Annotated in this window: 20 protein-coding genes; 9 read left to right on the top strand and 11 right to left on the bottom strand. The window is 66.4% G+C overall.

The window, feature by feature from the left end; genetic code table 11:
• Both AC1RP5_RS16405 and AC1RP5_RS16400 read left to right on the top strand, forming a co-directional pair.
• Positions 1 to 1053 carry an ABC transporter substrate-binding protein gene (locus AC1RP5_RS16405; RefSeq protein WP_493112224.1) on the top strand — a complete coding sequence of 351 codons (1053 nt, stop codon included), beginning with the start codon at positions 1 to 3 and terminating at the stop codon, positions 1051 to 1053.
• Entirely contained in the window at positions 1050 to 2732 is a 1683-nt protein-coding gene (locus AC1RP5_RS16400; protein ID WP_493112223.1) for an ABC transporter permease, read from the top strand. Before AC1RP5_RS16405 ends, AC1RP5_RS16400 begins: the two co-directional genes overlap by 4 nt.
• Positions 2733 to 2843: 111 nt before the next feature.
• On the opposite strand, the gene AC1RP5_RS16395 is transcribed toward AC1RP5_RS16400, so the two are convergent.
• Positions 2844 to 3815 carry an ABC transporter substrate-binding protein gene (locus AC1RP5_RS16395; protein WP_493112221.1) on the bottom strand — a complete coding sequence of 324 codons (972 nt, stop codon included), beginning with the start codon at positions 3813 to 3815 and terminating at the stop codon, positions 2844 to 2846.
• A gap of 102 nt (positions 3816 to 3917) precedes the next feature.
• On the opposite strand from AC1RP5_RS16395, the gene AC1RP5_RS16390 reads away from it, so the two are divergent.
• Complete coding sequence (locus AC1RP5_RS16390; RefSeq protein WP_493112220.1) at positions 3918 to 4790, top strand: YihY/virulence factor BrkB family protein; 873 nt, start codon at positions 3918 to 3920, stop codon at positions 4788 to 4790.
• Between the two features lie 8 nt (positions 4791 to 4798).
• Positions 4799 to 4990 (top strand): hypothetical protein, encoded by a 192-nt coding sequence (locus AC1RP5_RS16385; protein ID WP_493112219.1) that lies wholly within the window; start codon positions 4799 to 4801, stop codon positions 4988 to 4990.
• Here AC1RP5_RS16385 and AC1RP5_RS16380 read toward each other — a convergent pair.
• Positions 4987 to 5211 (bottom strand): hypothetical protein, encoded by a 225-nt coding sequence (locus tag AC1RP5_RS16380; RefSeq protein ID WP_493112218.1) that lies wholly within the window; start codon positions 5209 to 5211, stop codon positions 4987 to 4989. The genes AC1RP5_RS16385 and AC1RP5_RS16380 overlap by 4 nt on opposite strands.
• Here AC1RP5_RS16380 and AC1RP5_RS16375 point away from each other — a divergent pair.
• Positions 5210 to 5827, top strand: a complete 618-nt coding sequence (locus AC1RP5_RS16375; protein WP_493112216.1) for a tetratricopeptide repeat protein — start codon at positions 5210 to 5212, stop codon at positions 5825 to 5827. The two genes, AC1RP5_RS16380 and AC1RP5_RS16375, sit on opposite strands and share 2 nt — an antisense overlap.
• A gap of 117 nt (positions 5828 to 5944) precedes the next feature.
• A complete protein-coding gene (locus AC1RP5_RS16370) occupies positions 5945 to 7363 on the top strand; it encodes a M23 family metallopeptidase (RefSeq protein WP_493112215.1) in 1419 nt (472 codons plus the stop codon).
• Here the strand turns inward: AC1RP5_RS16370 and AC1RP5_RS16365 are convergent.
• Entirely contained in the window at positions 7349 to 8836 is a 1488-nt protein-coding gene (locus tag AC1RP5_RS16365; RefSeq protein WP_493112214.1) for an amino acid permease, read from the bottom strand. The two genes, AC1RP5_RS16370 and AC1RP5_RS16365, sit on opposite strands and share 15 nt — an antisense overlap.
• A 46-nt stretch (positions 8837 to 8882) precedes the next feature.
• Between AC1RP5_RS16365 and AC1RP5_RS16360 the strand changes: the two genes are divergently transcribed.
• Complete coding sequence (locus AC1RP5_RS16360; RefSeq protein ID WP_493112212.1) at positions 8883 to 9632, top strand: bestrophin-like domain; 750 nt, start codon at positions 8883 to 8885, stop codon at positions 9630 to 9632.
• 143 nt (positions 9633 to 9775) lie between these two features.
• Here AC1RP5_RS16360 and AC1RP5_RS16355 read toward each other — a convergent pair whose 3' ends face one another.
• The 6 genes from AC1RP5_RS16355 to AC1RP5_RS16330 form a co-directional block, all read right to left on the bottom strand.
• Complete coding sequence (locus tag AC1RP5_RS16355; protein WP_493112211.1) at positions 9776 to 10504, bottom strand: hypothetical protein; 729 nt, start codon at positions 10502 to 10504, stop codon at positions 9776 to 9778.
• Positions 10505 to 10560: 56 nt separating this feature from the next.
• On the bottom strand, positions 10561 to 10944 hold the full coding sequence (gene grrA / locus AC1RP5_RS16350; protein WP_493112210.1) for a GrrA/OscA1 family cyclophane-containing rSAM-modified RiPP: 384 nt from the start codon (positions 10942 to 10944) through the stop codon (positions 10561 to 10563).
• A gap of 95 nt (positions 10945 to 11039) precedes the next feature.
• Positions 11040 to 11789, bottom strand: coding sequence for a hypothetical protein (locus AC1RP5_RS16345; protein ID WP_493112208.1), 750 nt, complete (start codon positions 11787 to 11789; stop codon positions 11040 to 11042).
• Positions 11790 to 11803: 14 nt separating this feature from the next.
• A complete protein-coding gene (gene grrM, locus AC1RP5_RS16340; RefSeq protein ID WP_493112206.1) occupies positions 11804 to 12997 on the bottom strand; it encodes a cyclophane-forming radical SAM/SPASM peptide maturase GrrM/OscB in 1194 nt (397 codons plus the stop codon).
• A 2-nt stretch (positions 12998 to 12999) separates the two neighbouring features.
• Positions 13000 to 13329 (bottom strand): GrrA/OscA1 family cyclophane-containing rSAM-modified RiPP, encoded by a 330-nt coding sequence (gene grrA / locus AC1RP5_RS16335; protein WP_493112204.1) that lies wholly within the window; start codon positions 13327 to 13329, stop codon positions 13000 to 13002.
• Positions 13330 to 13579: 250 nt separating this feature from the next.
• A complete protein-coding gene (locus tag AC1RP5_RS16330) occupies positions 13580 to 14092 on the bottom strand; it encodes a hypothetical protein (RefSeq protein WP_493112202.1) in 513 nt (170 codons plus the stop codon).
• Positions 14093 to 14176: 84 nt separating this feature from the next.
• Here AC1RP5_RS16330 and AC1RP5_RS16325 point away from each other — a divergent pair, with 84 nt between their 5' ends.
• Positions 14177 to 14695, top strand: a complete 519-nt coding sequence (locus tag AC1RP5_RS16325) for a cupin (protein ID WP_493112200.1) — start codon at positions 14177 to 14179, stop codon at positions 14693 to 14695.
• Positions 14696 to 14705: 10 nt separating this feature from the next.
• Here AC1RP5_RS16325 and AC1RP5_RS16320 read toward each other — a convergent pair whose 3' ends face one another.
• Complete coding sequence (locus AC1RP5_RS16320) at positions 14706 to 15872, bottom strand: tetratricopeptide repeat protein (protein ID WP_493112199.1); 1167 nt, start codon at positions 15870 to 15872, stop codon at positions 14706 to 14708.
• A 415-nt stretch (positions 15873 to 16287) separates the two neighbouring features.
• On the opposite strand from AC1RP5_RS16320, the gene AC1RP5_RS16315 reads away from it, so the two are divergent.
• Positions 16288 to 17334, top strand: a complete 1047-nt coding sequence (locus tag AC1RP5_RS16315) for a serine hydrolase domain-containing protein (protein WP_493112197.1) — start codon at positions 16288 to 16290, stop codon at positions 17332 to 17334.
• Here the strand turns inward: AC1RP5_RS16315 and AC1RP5_RS16310 are convergent.
• Entirely contained in the window at positions 17331 to 18203 is an 873-nt protein-coding gene (locus tag AC1RP5_RS16310; protein ID WP_493112196.1) for an FkbM family methyltransferase, read from the bottom strand. The genes AC1RP5_RS16315 and AC1RP5_RS16310 overlap by 4 nt on opposite strands.
• Positions 18204 to 18269 lie beyond the last annotated feature (66 nt).

Genomic DNA, 18269 nt, shown 5'->3' with positions numbered 1-18269 from the left:
ATGCGCCGTCGTCAATTCGTCGCCGCCGCTGCGGCCTCCACCATCCTCGCGCCGTTCGGCGCGCGTGTCCTGTCCGCCGCACCTCCGACCACGGCGATCACACCGGAGCTGATCGAAGCCGCCAAGAAGGAAGGCAAGGTCACCTATTACACGGCGATGGACCTATCGGTCGGCGAGCCGATGGCCAAGGCGTTCGAGGCCAAGTATCCCGGCATCAAGGTTGCGGTCGAACGCACCGGCGCGGAGCGGCTGTTCAACCGCATCGGCCAGGAAGTCGGCAGCAACATCCGTCGGGTCGACGTGGTGAACAGCTCCGACGCCGCGCACTTCATCGTGTGGAAGCAGCAGGGCTGGCTCGAGCCGTTCCTGACGCCCGACATGGCGGAGAACCTGCCGGCCGACCAGCGCGACGCCGATGCCGCCTTCGTCAATCAGCGCACGCATCTGTCGGCGATCGCCTACAACACCAGCATGATCAAGCCCGAGGACGCGCCCAAGGGCTTCGTCGACCTGCTAGGGCCCAAATACACGGGCAAGCTCGTGAAGGGCCATCCGGGCTATTCCGGCACGATCATGACCGCGACCCAGCAGCTCGCGAAAGCGCTGGGCTGGGAGTATTTTGAGAAGCTCTCCAAGCAGAAGGTGCTGCAGGTCCAGTCGGCGACCGAGCCGCCCAAGCGCATCGAGGCGGGCGAGCGCGCCATTGCCGTCGACGGCAGCGACTATCTCTTCTGGATGGCCAAGGAGCGCGGCTCGCCGATCGAGGTCGTGCATGCGGTCGAGGGCACGCCGCAGATCTCCAATCCCGTGACGATCTTCAAGGCCGCGCCCAATCCCAACGCCGCGCGCCTGCTGGTCGGCTGGATGATGTCGCCCGAGGGCCAGGAGTTCATCGTCAACGTGAGCGGCCAGTACCCTGCCAACAAGCTGGTCAAGGCCAAGGCCGGCCGGCCGCCACTGTCGTCGATCAAGACGCTGCCGGAAGACCCGGTCGCGGTCGAGAAGCAGGCGGACGAGATCAAGACGCGCTACCAGCGTTACTTCAAGGTATGACGCGCAGCTTCGATCTTTCGCGCCCCGTCCTGGTCGCCGTCGCCGCCCTCCTGGCGGTGATGATCGTGCTGCCGGTCGGCTGGCTGCTGGTCGTCAGCCTGACGGCCAAGGACGGCGGGATCACGCTCGCCAACTTCGTGGCGCTGTTCACCGATCCCACCTTCGTCGACCCGCTGATCACGACGCTCATCATCTCCTGTTCGGTGAGCGCGATCTGCTGCCTGGTCGCGGCGCCGCTCGGCTGGCTGGTGGCGCGTACCGACATGCCGCTCGCGCGCACGATCCGTACCCTGGTCATGGCCTCGCTGGTGACGCCGCCCTTCGTCGGCGCCATTGCGTGGGAAATGCTGGCCGCGCCCAACTCGGGCCTGCTGAACCAGCTCTGGCGCATGATGACCGACATGCCGTCCGACGAGGCGCTGTTCGACATCTACAGCCTCACCGGGCTGATCTTCGTCATCTCCTGCTACACGTTTCCCTACGTCTTCATCCTGGTCGCCAATGCGCTCGACCGCATGCCGGGCGAGCTGGAAGACGCTTCCTCGATGCTGGGCGCCAAGACCTGGCAGACCGCACGCCTGATCACTGTGCCGCTGGCGCTGCCGGTGTTGCTGGCCGGCGCGCTGGTGGCCTTTCTGCAGGCGCTGAATCTGTTCGGTTCGCCCGCCATCCTCGCCATTCCCGCGGGCTTCCACACGCTGACGACGCGCATCTGGAGCCTGTTCCAGTTTCCGCCCAAGCCGGAACTGGCGGCCGCGGCCTCGGTGCCGCTGCTGGTGCTGACGGTGCTGCTTCTGCGCGCGCAGGCGATGGCGCTCGGCCGGCGCGGCTATGCCGTGCTGGGCGGCAAGTACGGCGCACCGCGGCAGATCCGGCTGGGCTGGCTGCGTATTCCGGCCGTCGCCTTGGCGCTGTTCGTCCTCGCCATGCCGCTGTTCCTGCCTTACGCGGCGCTGTTCAATTCCGCCTTCTCGCGCGTCGCGTCGCGCATCGTCGGGCCGGAGACGATCACGCTGCACAATGTGAAGTTCACCTTCCTCGAACTCAGCTCGACGATGCCGGCGCTGAAGAACACCTTCCTGCTGGCCGTCTCCACGGCCACCCTGGGTGCGCTGCTGGCGCTGATGATCGCCTACATCGTGGCGCGCAAGGCGGTACGCGGCTATCGCGTGCTGGGCTTCCTCGCGACCGCGCCGCTCGCCATCCCGGGCATCGTGCTGGGCGTCGGCCTGTTCCTCGCCTATACGCGCCCGCCGCTCGCGCTCTACGGCACGCTGTGGATCCTGCTGATCGCCTTCGTGACCATCGAATTGCCGGCGGCGTACCAGCAGCTCGGCTCGGCTTTCCACGCCGTGCATCCGGAGCTGGAGGAGGCGGGCCGCATGCTGGGCGCGACGCGCCTGCGCACCCTGGCCGACATCACCGCGCCGCTGCTGCGCTCGGCCGTGATCGCGACCTGGTGCTTCATCTTCGTGGCCACCATCCGCGAACTCTCGGCCGCCGTGATCCTGTTCACCTCGGAGACCAAGGTCCTGTCGGTGCTGATCTTCGACCTGAAGGAAAGCGGCGACGTCGGCGCCATCGCGGTGCTCAGCCTCACGATGGTGGCGATCACCACGGTCGTGATCGCCGCCGCCAACCGCCTGCACGCCCGGCCGCAGTCGCGACCGGCGGGTTAAGCGGCCCTAGTTGTCATCCTGAGCGAAGCGAAGGATCTCACGCCAGCAACGTAGATCTTTGATCGCCAGGTGAGGTCCTTCGCTGCGCTCAGGACGACAGATTGCGATTTCTCAGTTAAGGATCGCCACGTCATCCACGGTGATCGGCTTGGCGAGCAGGCCGAGTTGCTCCAGCGTCGCGAGCGTCGCTTCCCAGCCGGCGCGGGTCTGCTGGCCGGTAGGTGGACCCGAGAGCTGTTGAGAGACGGTCGCCATGCTGCGGTCGACGTAGCGGGGCGCCAGGCGCGGGAAGATGCGGGAGAAATGCGAGGCGGCGTCGCCCGGCCGCTCGCGCACCATGTTGTAGCCTTCCTGGACGGCCTCCGCGATCTTCTTGGCGGTCTCGCGCCGGGCCGGGTCGGCCCAGGCGGCGTCGTTGACGATGAGGTTGAGGCTATAAGCCTTCACGCCGAAGTCGCTCAGCCGGATCATGGTGATGCGGCGGCCCTCGGCGATCAGCTCGGCCGGCGCCATCTCGTCATAGTCGATCAAGGCATCGACCTTCTTCTCCACGAGGTCATAGGCATTCCAGGCGACCGTCGTTTCGGTGATCTTGCTGCGGTCGAGCTTGTTGGCCGCGAGCAGGGCGCGGAATTCCTCGTTGGTGATGCTGCCGGGCACGAGGCCCAGCGTCTTGCCGTAGAGGTCGCGCGGATGGGCGATGCGGTCCTCGCCGCGGGTGAAGATCACGGTCGGCGTCTTGGCGTAATAGACCGCGAGGCTCTTGACCGGCACGCCCTTGGAGCGGCCGATCGCCGTGGCGATGCCGCTCGACGAACCGATCCAGTATTGCTTGCCGGCGCCGATCATCTCCGCCGAGGAGATCGCGCCCTGGGTCTCCGAGAAGGTGACTTCGAGGCCGCGCCGCTCGAAGGCGCCCATCTCGCGGGCGAGATAGAAGCCCGCGAAGGTCGGCAGCGCCTTCCAGTCGAGCAGAATCTCGACCTTCTGGAGCGTGTCAGGTGCGGGCTGCGCGAGGACGGGCAGCGGAGCGAGCAGGGCAAAGGCGGCGGCGAGGACCAGACGGCGGCTGGAACGGGTCATGTCGAAATCCTAGAAAAACACGTACCCGGCGGATACGGGCGAAACATGTCACAACGACGTTCGGAAGTGGGAGCGATTTCCGCATAACTGCGTTTTCCGCGGGTGGAAGCGCTTACACCCCTGGGTCGTATCCGGCGGCTGCTGATCGAGACCGTCGAAGGGTTCATCGACGACGACGCTTTCAGTCGCGGCGCATCGATCGCCTATTTTACACTGTTCTCGCTGGCGCCGACCCTGCTGCTCGTCATTGCCATCGCCGGGCTGGTGTTCGGCCAGGAGGCCGCGCAAGGCGCCGTCGTCGATCAGTTGAGCGGCCTCATGGGACGCGACACGGCGGAGGCGATGCAGGCGATGATCCGCAGCGCCAGCGATCGCATGTCCGGCCTGCTCGCCACCCTGATCGGGCTGTTCACCATCCTGCTCGCGGCCAGCGGCGTGTTCGGCGAGGTGCAGTCGGCGCTGAACGCGATCTGGAAGGCGAAGTCGACACGCTCGACCATGTCCCGCCTGCTGCGGGCACGTTTGTCGAGCTTCGGCCTGGTGATCACCTTGGGCTTCGTGCTGATGGTCTCGCTGGCGCTGAGTGCGGCGCTGACGGCGCTGGGCAAGTTCCTGAAGTACCGGTTTCCCGTCGCCGAGTTCGCGGTGCAGGCGACCGACATCGTGGTCTCGATCGTGCTGATCTCCGGCATGTTCGCCGTGATGTACAAGATCCTGCCCGACACGCCGATCCGCTGGCGCGACGTCGCGGTCGGCGCGCTGATGGCCACCGGGCTGTTCGAAGGCGGCAAATACCTGATCGCGCTCTATATCGGCCAGACCGACGTGGCCACGAGCTTCGGCGCCGCCGGCGCGCTGATCGTGCTGCTGCTGTGGATCTTCTATTCGACGCTGATCTTCCTGCTGGGCGCGGAATTCACGCGGGCTTGGACTCATGTCTATGGCGCGCGCCGCGACACGCCCATTCCGCGATAGGAGATGTCATGCGGAAGATGATTCAGATTGAGCCGGCGAGCCTGACGGCCCTCGAGCTGCTGGCATCGGACAAGAGCATGACCTTGCAGGAACTTTTCGACGAGGCGGTCGCCGACCTCCTCAAGAAGCACAAGCGTCCGACGACGACCAAGGAGATGTTTGCCGCCAGCGCACGTCGGGCGAAGTCAAAACGCGCCTAGCTGGTGATGGCGAAGCCGATGAGCAGCGCCAGCGTGCCGCCAACTCCCAGGATCGCGGCCAGCACGGGAATGTGACCCACCAGGCCCAGCGCCAGGCAGGCGAGGATCAACGTGATGTGAAGGACGGCGAACAGGACCAGCTTGCTGAAGCTGTGGAAGGTCTCCTGATGCTCGCGCAGTTCCTGGGCGGGAATCTCGGGCGTGTCGATGGTGGTGGCCATGGCGAACCTGCATGTGGCTTGTTCCTGCAGGTCCAACGCCGGTCCCGGCGGCGCCGTTGCTTGCAGCGCGGCTGACTTGAAGTCATATCATGGCGTCATGAAAACGGTCTTTTCCGCTCTGCTCGCGCTCCTTTTCACGGCCCTGGCGATGCCCTCGCTGGCGCAATCGCTGGAAGAAGAGATGCGTCAGGCGGCGGGGGCCTACGAGCGCAAGGACATGGCGACGGCCGCGCGGATCTGGAAGGTCTGGGCGGGCAAAGGCAACGCCGAGGCGCAGACCCTGCTGGGTGCGATGTACTGGAGCGGCGAGGGCGTGCCGCGCAACCTCAACGAGGCCGCGCGCCTCTATCTTGCCGCCGCCAAGCAGGGCTATGCCCGCGCCCAGAACAATATCGGCTTCATGCTGGGGTTCGGCGAGGGCATCCCGCCCCGCGACGATGTCGAAGCCTACAAATGGATCAAGCTGTCGATCGATCGCTACACGGCGAAGAACCAGGACCGGCTCGACCAGGCCAAAAAGGACCTCGCGACCCTGTCTGCGCGCATGAACCCTGCGCAAATCATGGAAGCGGAAAAGCGAGTCCGGGCATGGAAACCGGCCCCGCAAGTGCGGTAAACTCCGGAACCACGCGGCGGTCACGAGAGATGCCCCGGCGTCGGCCCTAATAAGAAGGACTGGATGTCACGACCCTCGGTCGCTGCGGCTTTTGCCGTCTCATTGCTTTTTGGCGGGATGTCCCAGGGCATCGCCGGCGACAGGTCGTGGGGTGAGCTGGCGCACGCTGCCGAGCACAGGCTGCTGGGCGCGCCGCCGTTGCCGCTCTACGACCAGCCTTCCGCCGCGGCCGCCCTGCGCGACCACTTTCATTTCCTGCAGCTCGCCTCGGTGGCCGGGTTGCTCGAGCGGGCCATGGCGATCGAGATCACGCCGCCGCAGCCGCTCATCGCCATCGCCGACAACGTCCCGCCGCCGGTCTCGGCCGGCCCGGTCCCGGAAGAAGTGCAGGCCTCCGGCCGCGTCGTTGCCGATGCCCTGCTGGGCGACGGGCAGGAGGACGAGCGCTACCAGGCCTACCTGCCGTTCGAGCGCCGGATCGGCATTGCCGGGGTGATTTCCGGTGGGTCGCTGGAGGCCTCCGCCGCGGCTGCAGGCGTTCCCGCGCCGGCCATGCTGGAGGCCATGCAGGCTCTCGCCACCTCGGTCGACCTCACCAAGGAAATGCGCGATGGCGACAGGTTCTATGTCCGCTTCGAGCGGACCTTCACCCAGGGTGGGGCGCCGCTCGATGTCGGCCGCGTCCTCTGGATGGAGCTGCGCACGCCCAAGGGCGTCATGGCGATCCATCGCTTCCGCACCCGCGACGGCCACGAGCGTTTCTGGATGGCGAGCGGCCAGTCCGCGACACCGCCGTCCTTCCGTTTGCCGCTCGACAGCATCTCGATCTCGTCGGGCTTCGGCCTGCGCGCCGATCCGTTCGACCAACCGCCGCCGTCCTACGGCGGCAAGCCGCAGGGCGCCGGTGGCCCGTTGCAGCGACCGGGCCTGCCGCCCGGCCTGCCGACAGGCGGTGCGCTCGACATGCCGCGCGCCAGCATCGCGACCGGCTTCGCCCCTTCGCCGGGCGCCTCTTCATACGGCGGCTCGTCCTACGGTGGTTCGTCCTATGGGCGCCCGGCCGTTCCGTCCTTCGCGCTGACGCCGCGCTCCTCGTCGTCGCGCTCGCTCTACATGCATGACGGCGTCGACCTGGTGGCGCCGTCCGGCACGCCGGTCCAGGCGGCGGCCGACGGCCTCGTCGTCGGCGCCGCGCCGAACGGACGCTACGGCAACTGGATCCGCATCGAGCATGGCGGCAAGCTGGCCACGGTGTACGGCCATCTCTCCGCGTTCGCCCGCGGCCTGCAGCCCGGCATGATGGTCTCGCGCGGCGACGTGATCGGCTTCGTCGGCAGCACCGGCCGCTCGACCGGCGCGCATCTGCATTTCGAGCTTCAGGTCGACGGCAAGCCGGTCAATCCGACAACCCATCCCGAACTGAAGCGCGCCCAGTTGCGCGGGCCGGAGTTCGACCGCTTCCGCAAGCAGGTCACCGCCAGCATGGCCGAGCGCGAGCTCGAAGCGAAAGCCGCCAGCGCCTCAGTCAGCGACTGATTCGCTCGCCTTCAGGGCGAAGGCTTCCTCGGGCGACAGGACCAGCCGGCGCCGGCCCACCAGCGCGAACCACACGATCCCCACCGCGAACCACGCGCCGACGCCCAGCACGCCCGACACGAACACCGGGTCGAGCAGCTGATAGGCGAGCGTGATGGCGGCGATGACGATGGTGACCACGGCGCCGGCCAATCCGAGCGGCGAGCGATAGGGGCGCGCGAGACCCGGCAATCGCGCGCGCAGCACCAGGAAGCTGATGGCCTGCAGCAGGTAGGAGAGCATCGCGCCCGCGACCGCCATGTTGAGCAGCATGCCCTGGATGGTCGCCGCGCCTTTCTCGGCGCCCATGCCGAACCACAGCGCGAACATGATCAGCAGCGCCACGGCCGAGCCGGCGATCAGCGCGACATGCGGCGTCTTGTGGCGCGGATGGGTGACCGACAGGAAGCGCGGGAAATAGCCGGCGCGCGACAGCGAATAGATCTGCCGGCCCTTGGCGAAGAGGATGGTGTGGAAGCTGGCGATCAGGCCGACGCAGGCGACCAGCGCCAGCAGCTTGGCCAGCCCGTTGCCGAAGGTCGCGCGGAAGCCGTCGAGCAATGGCTCGCCCGAGCTCGCGAGCTGGAAGCTGCCCGGCGCCACCGATGAATTGAGCCAAACCGTAAGACCGGCGGAGACGAAGAGCGTCAGCAGCCCGGCCACGATGCCGCGCGGGATGTCGCGCGACGGATCCATCGCTTCCTCGGCGGCCAGCGGAAGCTGTTCGATCGCGAGAAACAGCCAGACCGCGAAGGGCAGCGCCGCCAGCGCGCCCTGCAAGCCGAAGGGCAGGAGAGGCCCACCCCCGTTCGCGAGTTCGACGGGCTTGCCGTCGGGTGCAGCGCCGATGTTGAGCGCATGGCGGCTGAAGTCGGCGACGGGCAGTGCGGAGATCCAGAACACCGCGAGGCAGGCGAGCGACGCGAGCGTGACGACGACAGTGACCCTGAACGAAAGCTCGACGCCCCAGACGTTCAGCGCCACGAACACCGCATAGCCCGCGACCCAGTAAGCCGGCAGCCAGGCCGGCGGCGTTTCGAACACCGCCGCGAGATACGTCGCCAGGAACGAGACGATGACGGCCGGCGTCAGCACGTATTCGACGTTCTCGCAGAGCCCCGTGACGAAGCCGCCCCATGGGCCCATCGAGGCGCGCGCGAAGGAATAGGCGCCGCCGGTATGGGGAAGCGCCGCGGCCATCTCGGCGATGCAGAAGACGAGGCCGAGATACATGACAGCGATGATGCAGCCGGCCAGCGCGTAGCCGCCCCAGCCGCCGGCCAGCAGGCCGAGGTTCCAGCCGGAATAGTGGCCGGAGATCACCGCGCCCACGCCCAATGCCCACAGCGAGAACACGCCGGCATAGCGACGCAGGCCGCGGCGGGCGAAGTAGTCGGCCGTAACGGTCTGGTAAGGTGTCCCCGGTAGGCTCATTGCGATTATATTAACGAGACGTCCCGGGCTTGTAAGAGGTGAGAAGTTGAGTGCCGTCGCAGTCGCGCTACTTGCTCTCGGTCTGATCCTGACCAGTGTCGCCGCCGGTGTCTTCCTCCGCCACAAGCTGCCCGAGAAACATCTGAGCGGCGATTCCAAGGACGTCATCAAGCTCGCGACCGCGCTGGTGGCCACGATGGCCGCGCTGGTGACGGCGCTGCTCTTCGCCTCGACGCGCGCATCCTACGAGGCGACCAACAGCCAGGTCGGTCAGCTCACCGCCAACGTCATCGAACTCGATCGCCTACTCAAGGATTACGGCGCCGACGGCGTGGCGCTGCGGCAGGCCCTCCGCCAGGACGTTGCCGCCATCGTGAACACGATCTGGCGCGACGACGCGGTGCCCGGCGAGACGCCGGCGCAGAGCTCGGCCTCCGAGGCGCAGGTCATCACCAAGCTGCGTCAGTTGGTGCCGCGCGATCCGCTGCAGACTTCGCTGCAGGCCCGTGCCTCGACCGTCAGCAACGCCTTGGCGCAGATCCAGCTCACGCTTTTCTCGCACCCGCAGGACTCGCTCTCCAAGCCCTTCGTGTTCGTGCTGGTGCTGTGGCTGTGCTTCATCTTCGGCACCTTCGCGATGTCGGCGGATGCCAACGGCACGATGCTGAGCGTGCTTTTCTTCTGCGCGCTTTCAGCGGCCAGTGCGATCTATCTGATTCTGGAATTGGGCCAACCCTTCGATGGGCTGATGCAGGTGTCGAGCGGCCCGCTACGACATGCGCTGGCGCCTATTTAAAGTCTCCCTGCTTCCCCATTCGGATGGGGAAGTGCCCCGTCATACGGGGCGATGGGGTCATGGGCTTTGCAACGCCATGACCCCTTCGACGGCGTAGGACGCCGCCACCTCCCCATTTGAATGGGGAGGAACCTGATTTCGTCTCAGTCCCAGGCGGCGTCGATGATCTGACCGGCTTCCGAAAGGACGAGGGTCAGGCGGTTGGGTTCGTAGTCGTAGCTCGGGATGCCGTCCGTCGGGCGAATGATGCGCAGCGGGTAGGGAAGGTCCTCTTCCTTCACGACACTGCCGGCGGCCTGGCCGGCGGGGGCCGTGGCGCCCTTGGCCTGGAAGTACTTGCCGAGGCACTTGGCGCAGTCTTCCTTCGGCGGCGCGACCTCGGAGACGCCCGGAAGCGTCTTCAGGGTGACGGCGTTGTAGCCCGAGCGAACGCGGATGCCCTTGTAGGGATGGCCGTTGGCCACCGGCAGGATCGCCTCGACGACCATGAACGGGCCAAGCGGGGCCATTTCCTGCGGCGCGCCGGCCTGGAAGATCAGGTCGAGCATGCCGTCGATGCCTTCGCCGCGGGTGATCGGCAGAAGATGCGGTTCGCTCCAGCCGTTGGAGGTGACGAGGCCACGGGCGCGGATGATGTCCATGCCGCCGTCACGGGTCGAACGGATCAGTTCGACGCTGGTGACGAACATCACCGGGAAGGGACGTGTGCCTTCCGGTCCAGGTGCGCCGCCGCCCGGCGTCGGGCCGGCATCCTTCGGCGTCGACGGCGTGGCCTGCGGCGCCTGCTGTTGCGCGTTGGCGGTCAGGCTGCCGCCCAGCAGGGCACCGGCGGCGACCAGGGAGGCGAGGGCAAAAAGCTTCTTGGCGGTCATGGCGTCCTCGATAGCGGAAGGCTGAAGGGTATTTGGGTGGGTGAGGACGGGCGGCCTTACCAGTTGTGCCAGCCGTTGTGCCAGCCGTTGCCCCAACCGCCGTTGCCCCAGCCGCCATTGTGCCAGCCATTGCCCCAGCCGCCGTTGCGCCAGCCGCCCCAGCCCCAGCCGCGGTGCCAGCCGTTGCCCCACCAGGCGAGCTGCTGCTCGGGGTCGACGGCGACGAACGGCTCACCGTCCTTGCGATACTGTTCCACTGCGCCGAGGACATCGGTCCGGATCGACTGCAGGCGGTCCGCCACCGACGCCTTGTTGGCGTCTTCGGGACCGGTGGTGGTGGTGGCCGATGCATCGGCGGCGGCGAGGCTGACCGAGAGGCCGAGAGCGCCCGACGGCAGGAGCTGCGCCAGTGTCCGGAGTGTACGTCGATCCTTTGACATTCCTATCTCCCTGGAGAGGGCTGCAGCGTGCGCAAGCCCCTGAAAATTGGCAATCGAAACTTCGATGACCGTTTGCGAAAGACTTGGATGCGCCGTCAGTCCCAGGCGGCGTCGATGATCTGACCGGCCTCCGAGAGCACGAGGGTCAGACGGTTAGGCTCGTAGTCGTAGCTCGGGATGCCGTCGGCCGGGCGGATGATGCGCAGCGGGTACGGCAGATCCTGTTCCTTGATGACGTTGCCGGCAGCCTGGCCGGCGGGGGCCGCGGCGCCCTTGGCCTGGAAGTACTTGCCCAGGCACTTGGCGCAATCTTCCTTCGGCGGCGCGACCTCGGAGACGCCCGGAAGCGTCTTCAGGGTGACGGCGTTATAGCCCGAGCGAACGCGGATGCCCTTGTAGGGATGGCCGTTGGCCACGGGGAGAATCGCCTCGACCACCATGAACGGGCCGAGCGGGGCCATTTCCTGCGGCGCGCCGGCCTGGAAGATCAGGTCGAGCATGCCGTCGATGCCTTCGCCGCGGGTGATCGGCAGGAGATGCGGTTCGCTCCAGCCGTTGGAGGTGACGAGGCCACGGGCGCGGATGATGTCCATGCCGCCGTCGCGGGTCGAACGGATCAGTTCGACGCTGGTGACGAACATGACGGGGAAGGGGCGGCTGCCTTCCTGTCCCGGTGCGCCGCCGCCCGGTGTCGGGCCGGCATCCTTGGGCGTGGAGGGCGTGGCCTGCGGCGGCGGGGCCGATCCGCCCTGCGCCGGGCGCTGTTGCGCACTCAACTGGGCGGCGCCCAGCATCGAACCTGCAGCCACCAAAGTGGTCAGGGCGAAGAGCTTCAAACGGTCCATGGTTTCCTCGATAGCTAGGCGGCTGCGTCGCCGCTCTGGACAGACGAAAACGAAAGGGCGGTCTGCGGCGGCACGACGGCCGCGCTGCGCTCGAGGCGATCGTAGGCTTCGAGGATGATGTCGGTCGGCACCATCTGCGTCAGCGTGCAATAGGACGTCTCGGTGCCCGCGAAGCTGCCGTTCTCGAACAGCTTGTTCACCGGCGCACCGCCGCCGCACACCGAGAAATAATCGCAAGACTTGCTGCAGGCCTGCACGCCCGCGGCGATGTCGCGGTAGAGCGGCGAGGCGAGACAGGTGTCGCGGATTTCCTGGAGGGACTGGAAGTTGATGTTGCCCAGGAGGAAGTCGCTGTAGTCCTTGTTCTTCAGGCCGAGCAGCTCGGGGCTGAAGCTCGAGACGTTGCCGTGGCTGTCGACGTTCAGCATCGCCAGCGGTTCGGTCTGGATGTTGCGCGTCGGCACGCCCTCGGGCCGGAACATGCGCGGCAGGGCGAGGTCGATCTCGCGCACGAAGCGGACGCGGCCGCTCTTGCGGGCGAGGTGCCAGAAGGTGCGCAGGAAGGCGGCGTAGCGTCGGCGCAGTTCGGGGCCGTGGAAGAGGCTCGAGACGTGATCGCCCTCGGATTCCTCGACGTTGAAGCAGATCTGGTCGATGCCTTCGGACAGGTAGAAGTCGAGCAGCTCTTCGGGCTGGTCGAGGCTGGTGTGCGACAATACCGAGATCACGTGGAATTCCACGTTGTTCTCGCGCAAGGACCGGATGCCGGCGATCGTCTTGTCGTAGGTGCCTTTGCCGCTGCGGCTCTTGCGATGGAGATCGTGCAGCTCGCGCGGCCCGTCGAGGCTCACGCCGACGCCGACGCCCCATTCCTTGAAGAGAGCGCACCACTCGGCATTGATCAGCGTGCCGTTGGTCTGGAACGAATGCTTGATATGGACCGTCGCCGGCCGCATCTGCTCGATCGTCGCGAAGGCCTCGCGATAGAACGAGACCGGCACCACGAGCGGCTCGCCGGCGTGCCAGATCACGGTGATCTCGGGACAGGACCAGCCCGACGCGAAGATCTGCTCGAACAGCCGCGTCACCGTCGTTTGGGCGATGACGTGCTTGTTGGAGCGGTCGGGCAGATAACAGTAGGTGCAGGCGATATTGCAGAAGGGCGTCGGCTGCACGACCACCATGCCGATTTCAGGCGTGGTGGACATGATCACCAGTTGTGCCAGCCGTTATGCCAGCCGCCGTTGCCCCAACCGCCATTGCGCCAGCCACCGTTGCGCCAGCCGCCGTTGCCCCACCAGGCAAGCTGCTGCTCGGCGTCGACGGCCACGAAGGGCGCGCCATCCTTGCGATACTGTTCGAGGGCGCCCGATACGTCGGTGCGCAGTGACTGGAGGCGTTCGGCGACCGAGGCCTTTTCGTTGGCCGGCGCGGCAACGGTGGCGCCCGCATCGGCGGCAGCCAGACCAGCCGACAGTCCCAGCGCGCCCGACGGCAAGAGGCGGGCCAGTGCGGGCAACGAACGACGATTTTGCGACATATGATCTCCCCCGAAGGGGCACACGTTAGGCAGACCTGCGATCCGTTCGCAAACCAAAAAGAGATGGCAAAGTTAAGTGCAGAGCGTATGGCCCCTTGAAGTCTGTAAAAGCAGGTCCATATTAGTTCAGTCCCAGCGATCAGATTGGTCGCGGGCGTCCGCCGGGGTGAGCCACGGATGTAATGGTGACTGAACGGCGGATAATCTGGCCCCGCGCCTGAAATGGCGGCGGGGCTTTCTATTTTTCGGACTAGTGGATCATCGCCGACGTGCCGCTTGGACGGTTCGATAGGTGGCTGAACTGGTCCGAGTCCAGCCACACGTGATGCAGGGTCGTCGACGAGCCGAGCTGTCGCTCGGGCCGGCCGATGTGAAAGCCCAAGCCTCGCAGGAGATCGAGGGTCCGATCCTTGCGCGCATCGATGTGCTGCTCCAGCCGCGGGAACTGGTCGAGCATTTCGGTGAAGACGAGACGGCAGAGCATCGCGAACTCGCGCGAATCGCCTTCGAACGACGCTACGGCCAGCATCCACAGGTAGCCGATCTCGGGATTGTCGAGTCGCGGCGTGACACCCCAAAGGGCGCTCGTCTCACCGTCGCTCAGGCGGCGCGCCGCCCAGATCTGCGTGCTGAAGGCGCACACTTCCAGGAGGCGATGGCTCGGATCCGTCTCGGGCCAATCCAGGGAAGCGGGTTCGTCCTCCAGCAGGGTCGCCACATGGGCAACGTCGGCAGAGGTCGCGGGTTGGACTTGGTAGCGCATGTCCTTCTCCTCGATCTTCCCTAGTCAACGATGTGGGAGCGGAAGGTTGCCAATCCCGGTCCGGAGGTATGGAGTGCCGTGCCCATGAAGACGCCCGATCCCGCCACATTCCGCTTCGACGGCGACGACGAGACGCCGAACAATTCGACGCTACCGTTACTCGTGTACCGCGCGGCGGTGCCTGACGGCGCAAACGACGCGACGCGCTGGTTCGAGGGTACGTTCGCCGCGCACGGATGGATCAACGGCTGGCGCAACGGCATCTATCCGTTCCTCCATTTTCATACCGGCACGCATGAGGTGCTGGGCATCGCCGCGGGACACGCAAGCGTTCGTTTCGGTGGCGCACCGGGCCGCGTGCTCGACGTCGCGGCCGGTGATGTCGTGGTGTTGCCGGCGGGCATGGGCCACCAGCGCATCGCGGCCAGCGCCGACCTGCTGGTTATCGGCGCCTATCCGCGCAACGGCCGCTTCGATCAGAAGCGGCCGGGCGAGATGGGGATGGAGGCGGCCCGCGGCGCGGTGGCGGCGGTGCCGTTGCCGGAGATGGATCCCGTCGCGGGAGCGGACGGTCCGTTGAAGGCGCTGTGGCGCGCCTCGTAAGCTACGGCCTCTACTTCAGGCCGTAGCTTGCGAATTGGCGATCGACGGCGGGCATCAGCGCGCGCGCCGCGGCCTTGTCGGTCTCGCCGGCCTTCACGTCGCCCTTGGCCACGCGGGCGAGGCCGCGTCCATAGAGGGCGAGCGGACGGTCCGGATCGCTGCGCAGGGCAGTCTCGTACTCGCGCAGCGCGATGTCCTTCTCGCCGAGCTTCAGATAGATAAAGCCGCGCGTCTCGCGAGTCTGGACATTGTCGGGCTGCAGCTTCAACGCCTCGTCGCAATCCGACAGCGCATCGGCAAGGTCCTTGCCCACGACCATGCGAGTCAGGCAGCGATTGTTGTAGGCCCAGCTCATGCGCCCATCGGCCTTGATGGCGCGCGTGTAGTCCGCAATCGCCTTGTCGTAGTCCTCACGGGCGAAGTTCGCGTAGCCGCGATTGTAGTTGGCGAGCGCGTGATCGGGCTGCAGCTCGATCGCCTGGTTGAGATCGGCAAGCGCCTTGTCGTTGGCGCCCCTCATCGAATAGATCGCCGCGCGATTGACCAGCGCGTCGACATATTTCGGATCGAGCGACAGCGCCATGTTGTAGTCGGCGAAGGCGCGCTGCATGTCGCCGAGGCGGGCGTTGACCAGACCACGCACCATGAAGGCACGGGGATTGTCGGGCGCCAGCTCGGCGGCGCGGTCGAGATCGGCCAGCGCGCGGCCATGCTCGCCCACCGACGTGTAGGCGTTGCCGCGCAGGATCAGCGTATCGACATTGTCGGGCACGAGGGCCAGCGCCTTGTCGAAGTCGCCGATCGCCTTGCGCATGTCGGCCTTGCGCGTGGCGATCAGGATGCCGCGATCGACATGGGCCAGCGCATTACCGGTGTCGAGGCGGATCGCCTCGTCATAGTCCGAGAGCGCGCGCTCGGTATCGTCGGTCGCGTGATAGGCGATGCCGCGCTGCAGGAACTGGTTGGAATTGAGTGACGCCGTCTTGGTGGACTCTTCGAACAGGCGGATCGCTTCGCCATAGTCCGACGCGGCGCGCGCCTGGTCGCCGACGGCGCGATAGGCCTGCCCGCGATTGAGATGGGCGGCTGCGAGCTCACTGCCTTTCAGGTTCTTTGCATCGATGGCGAGAGTACATGCGACGATGCGGGTGGCGGGGGCGGTATCGGCCTTGTCCACGCACGTCGGCGCCGGTGAAGAAGCTGCGAGGGCAGCCTGCTGGTCGCTTTCGCGTGCCTGGGCTGCTGTCTGCACCGTCAGGGCGAAAAGGGCTGCCGTACATACGGCGGCACGTGTTCGCCGCCAGTCCCAATCCCGTTTCATTGCCACACTCCGTATAGGTAAAATTACTCCAGCTGTTCGGCTGCGGTATCCAACGACCGATTCGTAGCGATCGTTCCGTTGCAGAGGGTGAGTTAAACCTGTGATCTGATGCCGATGGGGTTCCGTAGAACGGCACTTTTTGAACACTGAGTGCTAATGTTCGAAAGGTAACGGTGCGATTTCTCGATCGCCCGCCCGTCTCTCATCGCTTGGAGCACTCGTCATGGCGCCGTCGATTTCGTCTGCCCCATCCGCGTCGTGGCAGACGCAATTGCCCGAAGCATCGGGCTTCGCGCCGGATCTCCCGAGCAGGCTCGACGCACTGATGTCCGACAAGCGCATCTCCAACGTGCACGGCGTCGTGGTGGCGCGCGGCGGCAAGCTGGTGCTCGAACGCTACTTCGACGGAGCCGTTTGGGCGCGCGGGCGCTCGCTCGGCACCATCGCCTTCGGTCCCGACACGCTGCACGACCTGCGTTCGGTCTCGAAGAGCATCGTGGGCCTGCTCTACGGTGTGGCGCTGGCGCAGGGAAAGGTCCCGCCGCCCGAGGCGCCGCTGCTGCGTTCGTTCCCCGACTATGCCGACCTCGCGGCCGATCCGGACCGTGCGAAGTGGACGGTGCATCATGTGCTGACGATGACCATGGGCACCGACTGGGACGAACTCAGCGTGCCCTACACAGGTCCCGCCAACAGCGAAGTCGCGATGGACCTCGCGCCCGACCGGTATCGTTACGTGCTGGAGCGGCCGGTGGTGTTCGAGCCGGGCACGCGCTGGGTCTACACTGGCGGCGCCACGGCGCTGCTGGGCCGGATGATCGCACAAGGCACGGCCAGGACGCTGCACGACTTCGCGCGCGAGGCATTGTTCGATCCGTTGGGCCTCGGCCCCAGCGAATGGCTGACCGATGCCAGGGACGAACCCTTCGCAGCCTCTGGTCTGCGCCTGCGGCCCCGCGACCTGGCGCGCATCGGCCAGCTCGTGCTGCAGGGCGGCGAGATCGACGGCAGGCGAATCGTGCCGAAGGAATGGGTCGAGCGCGCAACGATTCAATATGTGAGCTGCGATGAAATCCGCCGCTACGGCTACCAGTGGTACATGGGTGACATCGCCTTCACGGTTCCGTCCGGCCCGGGCTGGAGCCGCAATCGGCTCGAACGCTTCAATGGCGCCTATGGCAACGGCGGCCAGCGCCTCTGGGTCTTCCCCGGTCTGGATCTCGTGGTGGCAGTGACCGCCGGCAACTACGACACGCCCGATCAGTCGGTGTCACCGCTGCGCGTGCTGCGCGAAGCGGTGCTGGCGAGCGTGGCTTAACGACGCGTGAACAGGAGGTCCTGTTGCCGTGTCGGCATGGCGTCGACGCGCTGCAGCTTCGCCGGGCGGCGCCAGCGCAGGTACCAGTCGAGTTCGTAGTCGTTCTCGATCGCCCAGGCGTTGAAGCCCGCGGCGCGCATCTGCTCGAAGACATCGCGCCAGGCCTCGAAGTCGTCCTCGGGACTGGCTTCGACAATGATCTCCAGGGTCGGCGGATAGATCGCGATCTGGTCCAGCAGGTGACGCAGGATCGGCGGCTCGGCGCCTTCGACGTCCATCTTGATCAGCCGCAGCAGGGCCAGCTCGTGCGGCGCCAAAATCTGCTCCAGCGGCAGCGCCTCGACCGAGGCCACCAGCTTGCCGCCGCGCGATGCGAGCGTGGTCGCCGCGCCGATATTGGCTTCATTGACTTCGTAAAGGTCGAGCGTGCCGGGCTGGTCGGAGACCGCCGCGTTGACGGCGCGAACATTGGCGGCGAACGGATTGGCTGCGATGTTCCGTTGCAGCAGCGCGAAGGTGCGCGGCGAGGCCTCGATCGAGATGACCGTGCCCTGGGGGCCGACGCGCGAGGCGGCGAGGAGCGTGTCGTAGCCGATGTTGGCGCCGATATCGACGAACACGTCGCCCGGCGCCAGGTTCTGTTCGATGACCCCGGAAACGTCGGGTTCCCACACGCCGAAATGCAGGATCATCCGCTGGATCAGGTCGTTCGGATTGCAGTGGATCTTCGCGCCGAAATAGGTCGTGGCCAGATGCTCGGGCGCCAGCATCCGCAGCACCTTGTTGTAGCCGCGAAAGCAGAGCTTGGCGGCGGGCAGGGGCAGGCGACGGATGGTGCCGACGATGGTCTTGTGAAGCAGCGCGATCATTCCCGGCCTCTATAGCGCGTTTGCGTCGCATGTTCCGCAGGCCGCGGCCGGATTTCTTGACGGCAA

The organism is Reyranella sp. GW821-FHT12G01 (genome assembly GCF_058806575.1).
This window is presented reverse-complemented; position numbering and strand designations above follow the sequence as displayed.

Coding starts and splice junctions, on each gene's coding strand:
- grrM (WP_493112206.1), bottom strand. CDS start 12,997: ATGTCCACCACGCCTGAAATCGGCATGGTGGTCGTGCAGCCGACGCCC.
- AC1RP5_RS16325 (WP_493112200.1), top strand. CDS start 14,177: ATGAAGACGCCCGATCCCGCCACATTCCGCTTCGACGGCGACGACGAG.
- grrA (WP_493112210.1), bottom strand. CDS start 10,944: ATGTCAAAGGATCGACGTACACTCCGGACACTGGCGCAGCTCCTGCCG.
- AC1RP5_RS16380 (WP_493112218.1), bottom strand. CDS start 5,211: ATGGCCACCACCATCGACACGCCCGAGATTCCCGCCCAGGAACTGCGC.
- AC1RP5_RS16375 (WP_493112216.1), top strand. CDS start 5,210: ATGGCGAACCTGCATGTGGCTTGTTCCTGCAGGTCCAACGCCGGTCCC.
- AC1RP5_RS16310 (WP_493112196.1), bottom strand. CDS start 18,203: ATGATCGCGCTGCTTCACAAGACCATCGTCGGCACCATCCGTCGCCTG.
- AC1RP5_RS16370 (WP_493112215.1), top strand. CDS start 5,945: ATGTCCCAGGGCATCGCCGGCGACAGGTCGTGGGGTGAGCTGGCGCAC.
- AC1RP5_RS16330 (WP_493112202.1), bottom strand. CDS start 14,092: ATGCGCTACCAAGTCCAACCCGCGACCTCTGCCGACGTTGCCCATGTG.
- AC1RP5_RS16345 (WP_493112208.1), bottom strand. CDS start 11,789: ATGGACCGTTTGAAGCTCTTCGCCCTGACCACTTTGGTGGCTGCAGGT.
- grrA (WP_493112204.1), bottom strand. CDS start 13,329: ATGTCGCAAAATCGTCGTTCGTTGCCCGCACTGGCCCGCCTCTTGCCG.
- AC1RP5_RS16385 (WP_493112219.1), top strand. CDS start 4,799: ATGCGGAAGATGATTCAGATTGAGCCGGCGAGCCTGACGGCCCTCGAG.
- AC1RP5_RS16365 (WP_493112214.1), bottom strand. CDS start 8,836: ATGAGCCTACCGGGGACACCTTACCAGACCGTTACGGCCGACTACTTC.
- AC1RP5_RS16395 (WP_493112221.1), bottom strand. CDS start 3,815: ATGACCCGTTCCAGCCGCCGTCTGGTCCTCGCCGCCGCCTTTGCCCTG.
- AC1RP5_RS16405 (WP_493112224.1), top strand. CDS start 1: ATGCGCCGTCGTCAATTCGTCGCCGCCGCTGCGGCCTCCACCATCCTC.
- AC1RP5_RS16400 (WP_493112223.1), top strand. CDS start 1,050: ATGACGCGCAGCTTCGATCTTTCGCGCCCCGTCCTGGTCGCCGTCGCC.
- AC1RP5_RS16355 (WP_493112211.1), bottom strand. CDS start 10,504: ATGACCGCCAAGAAGCTTTTTGCCCTCGCCTCCCTGGTCGCCGCCGGT.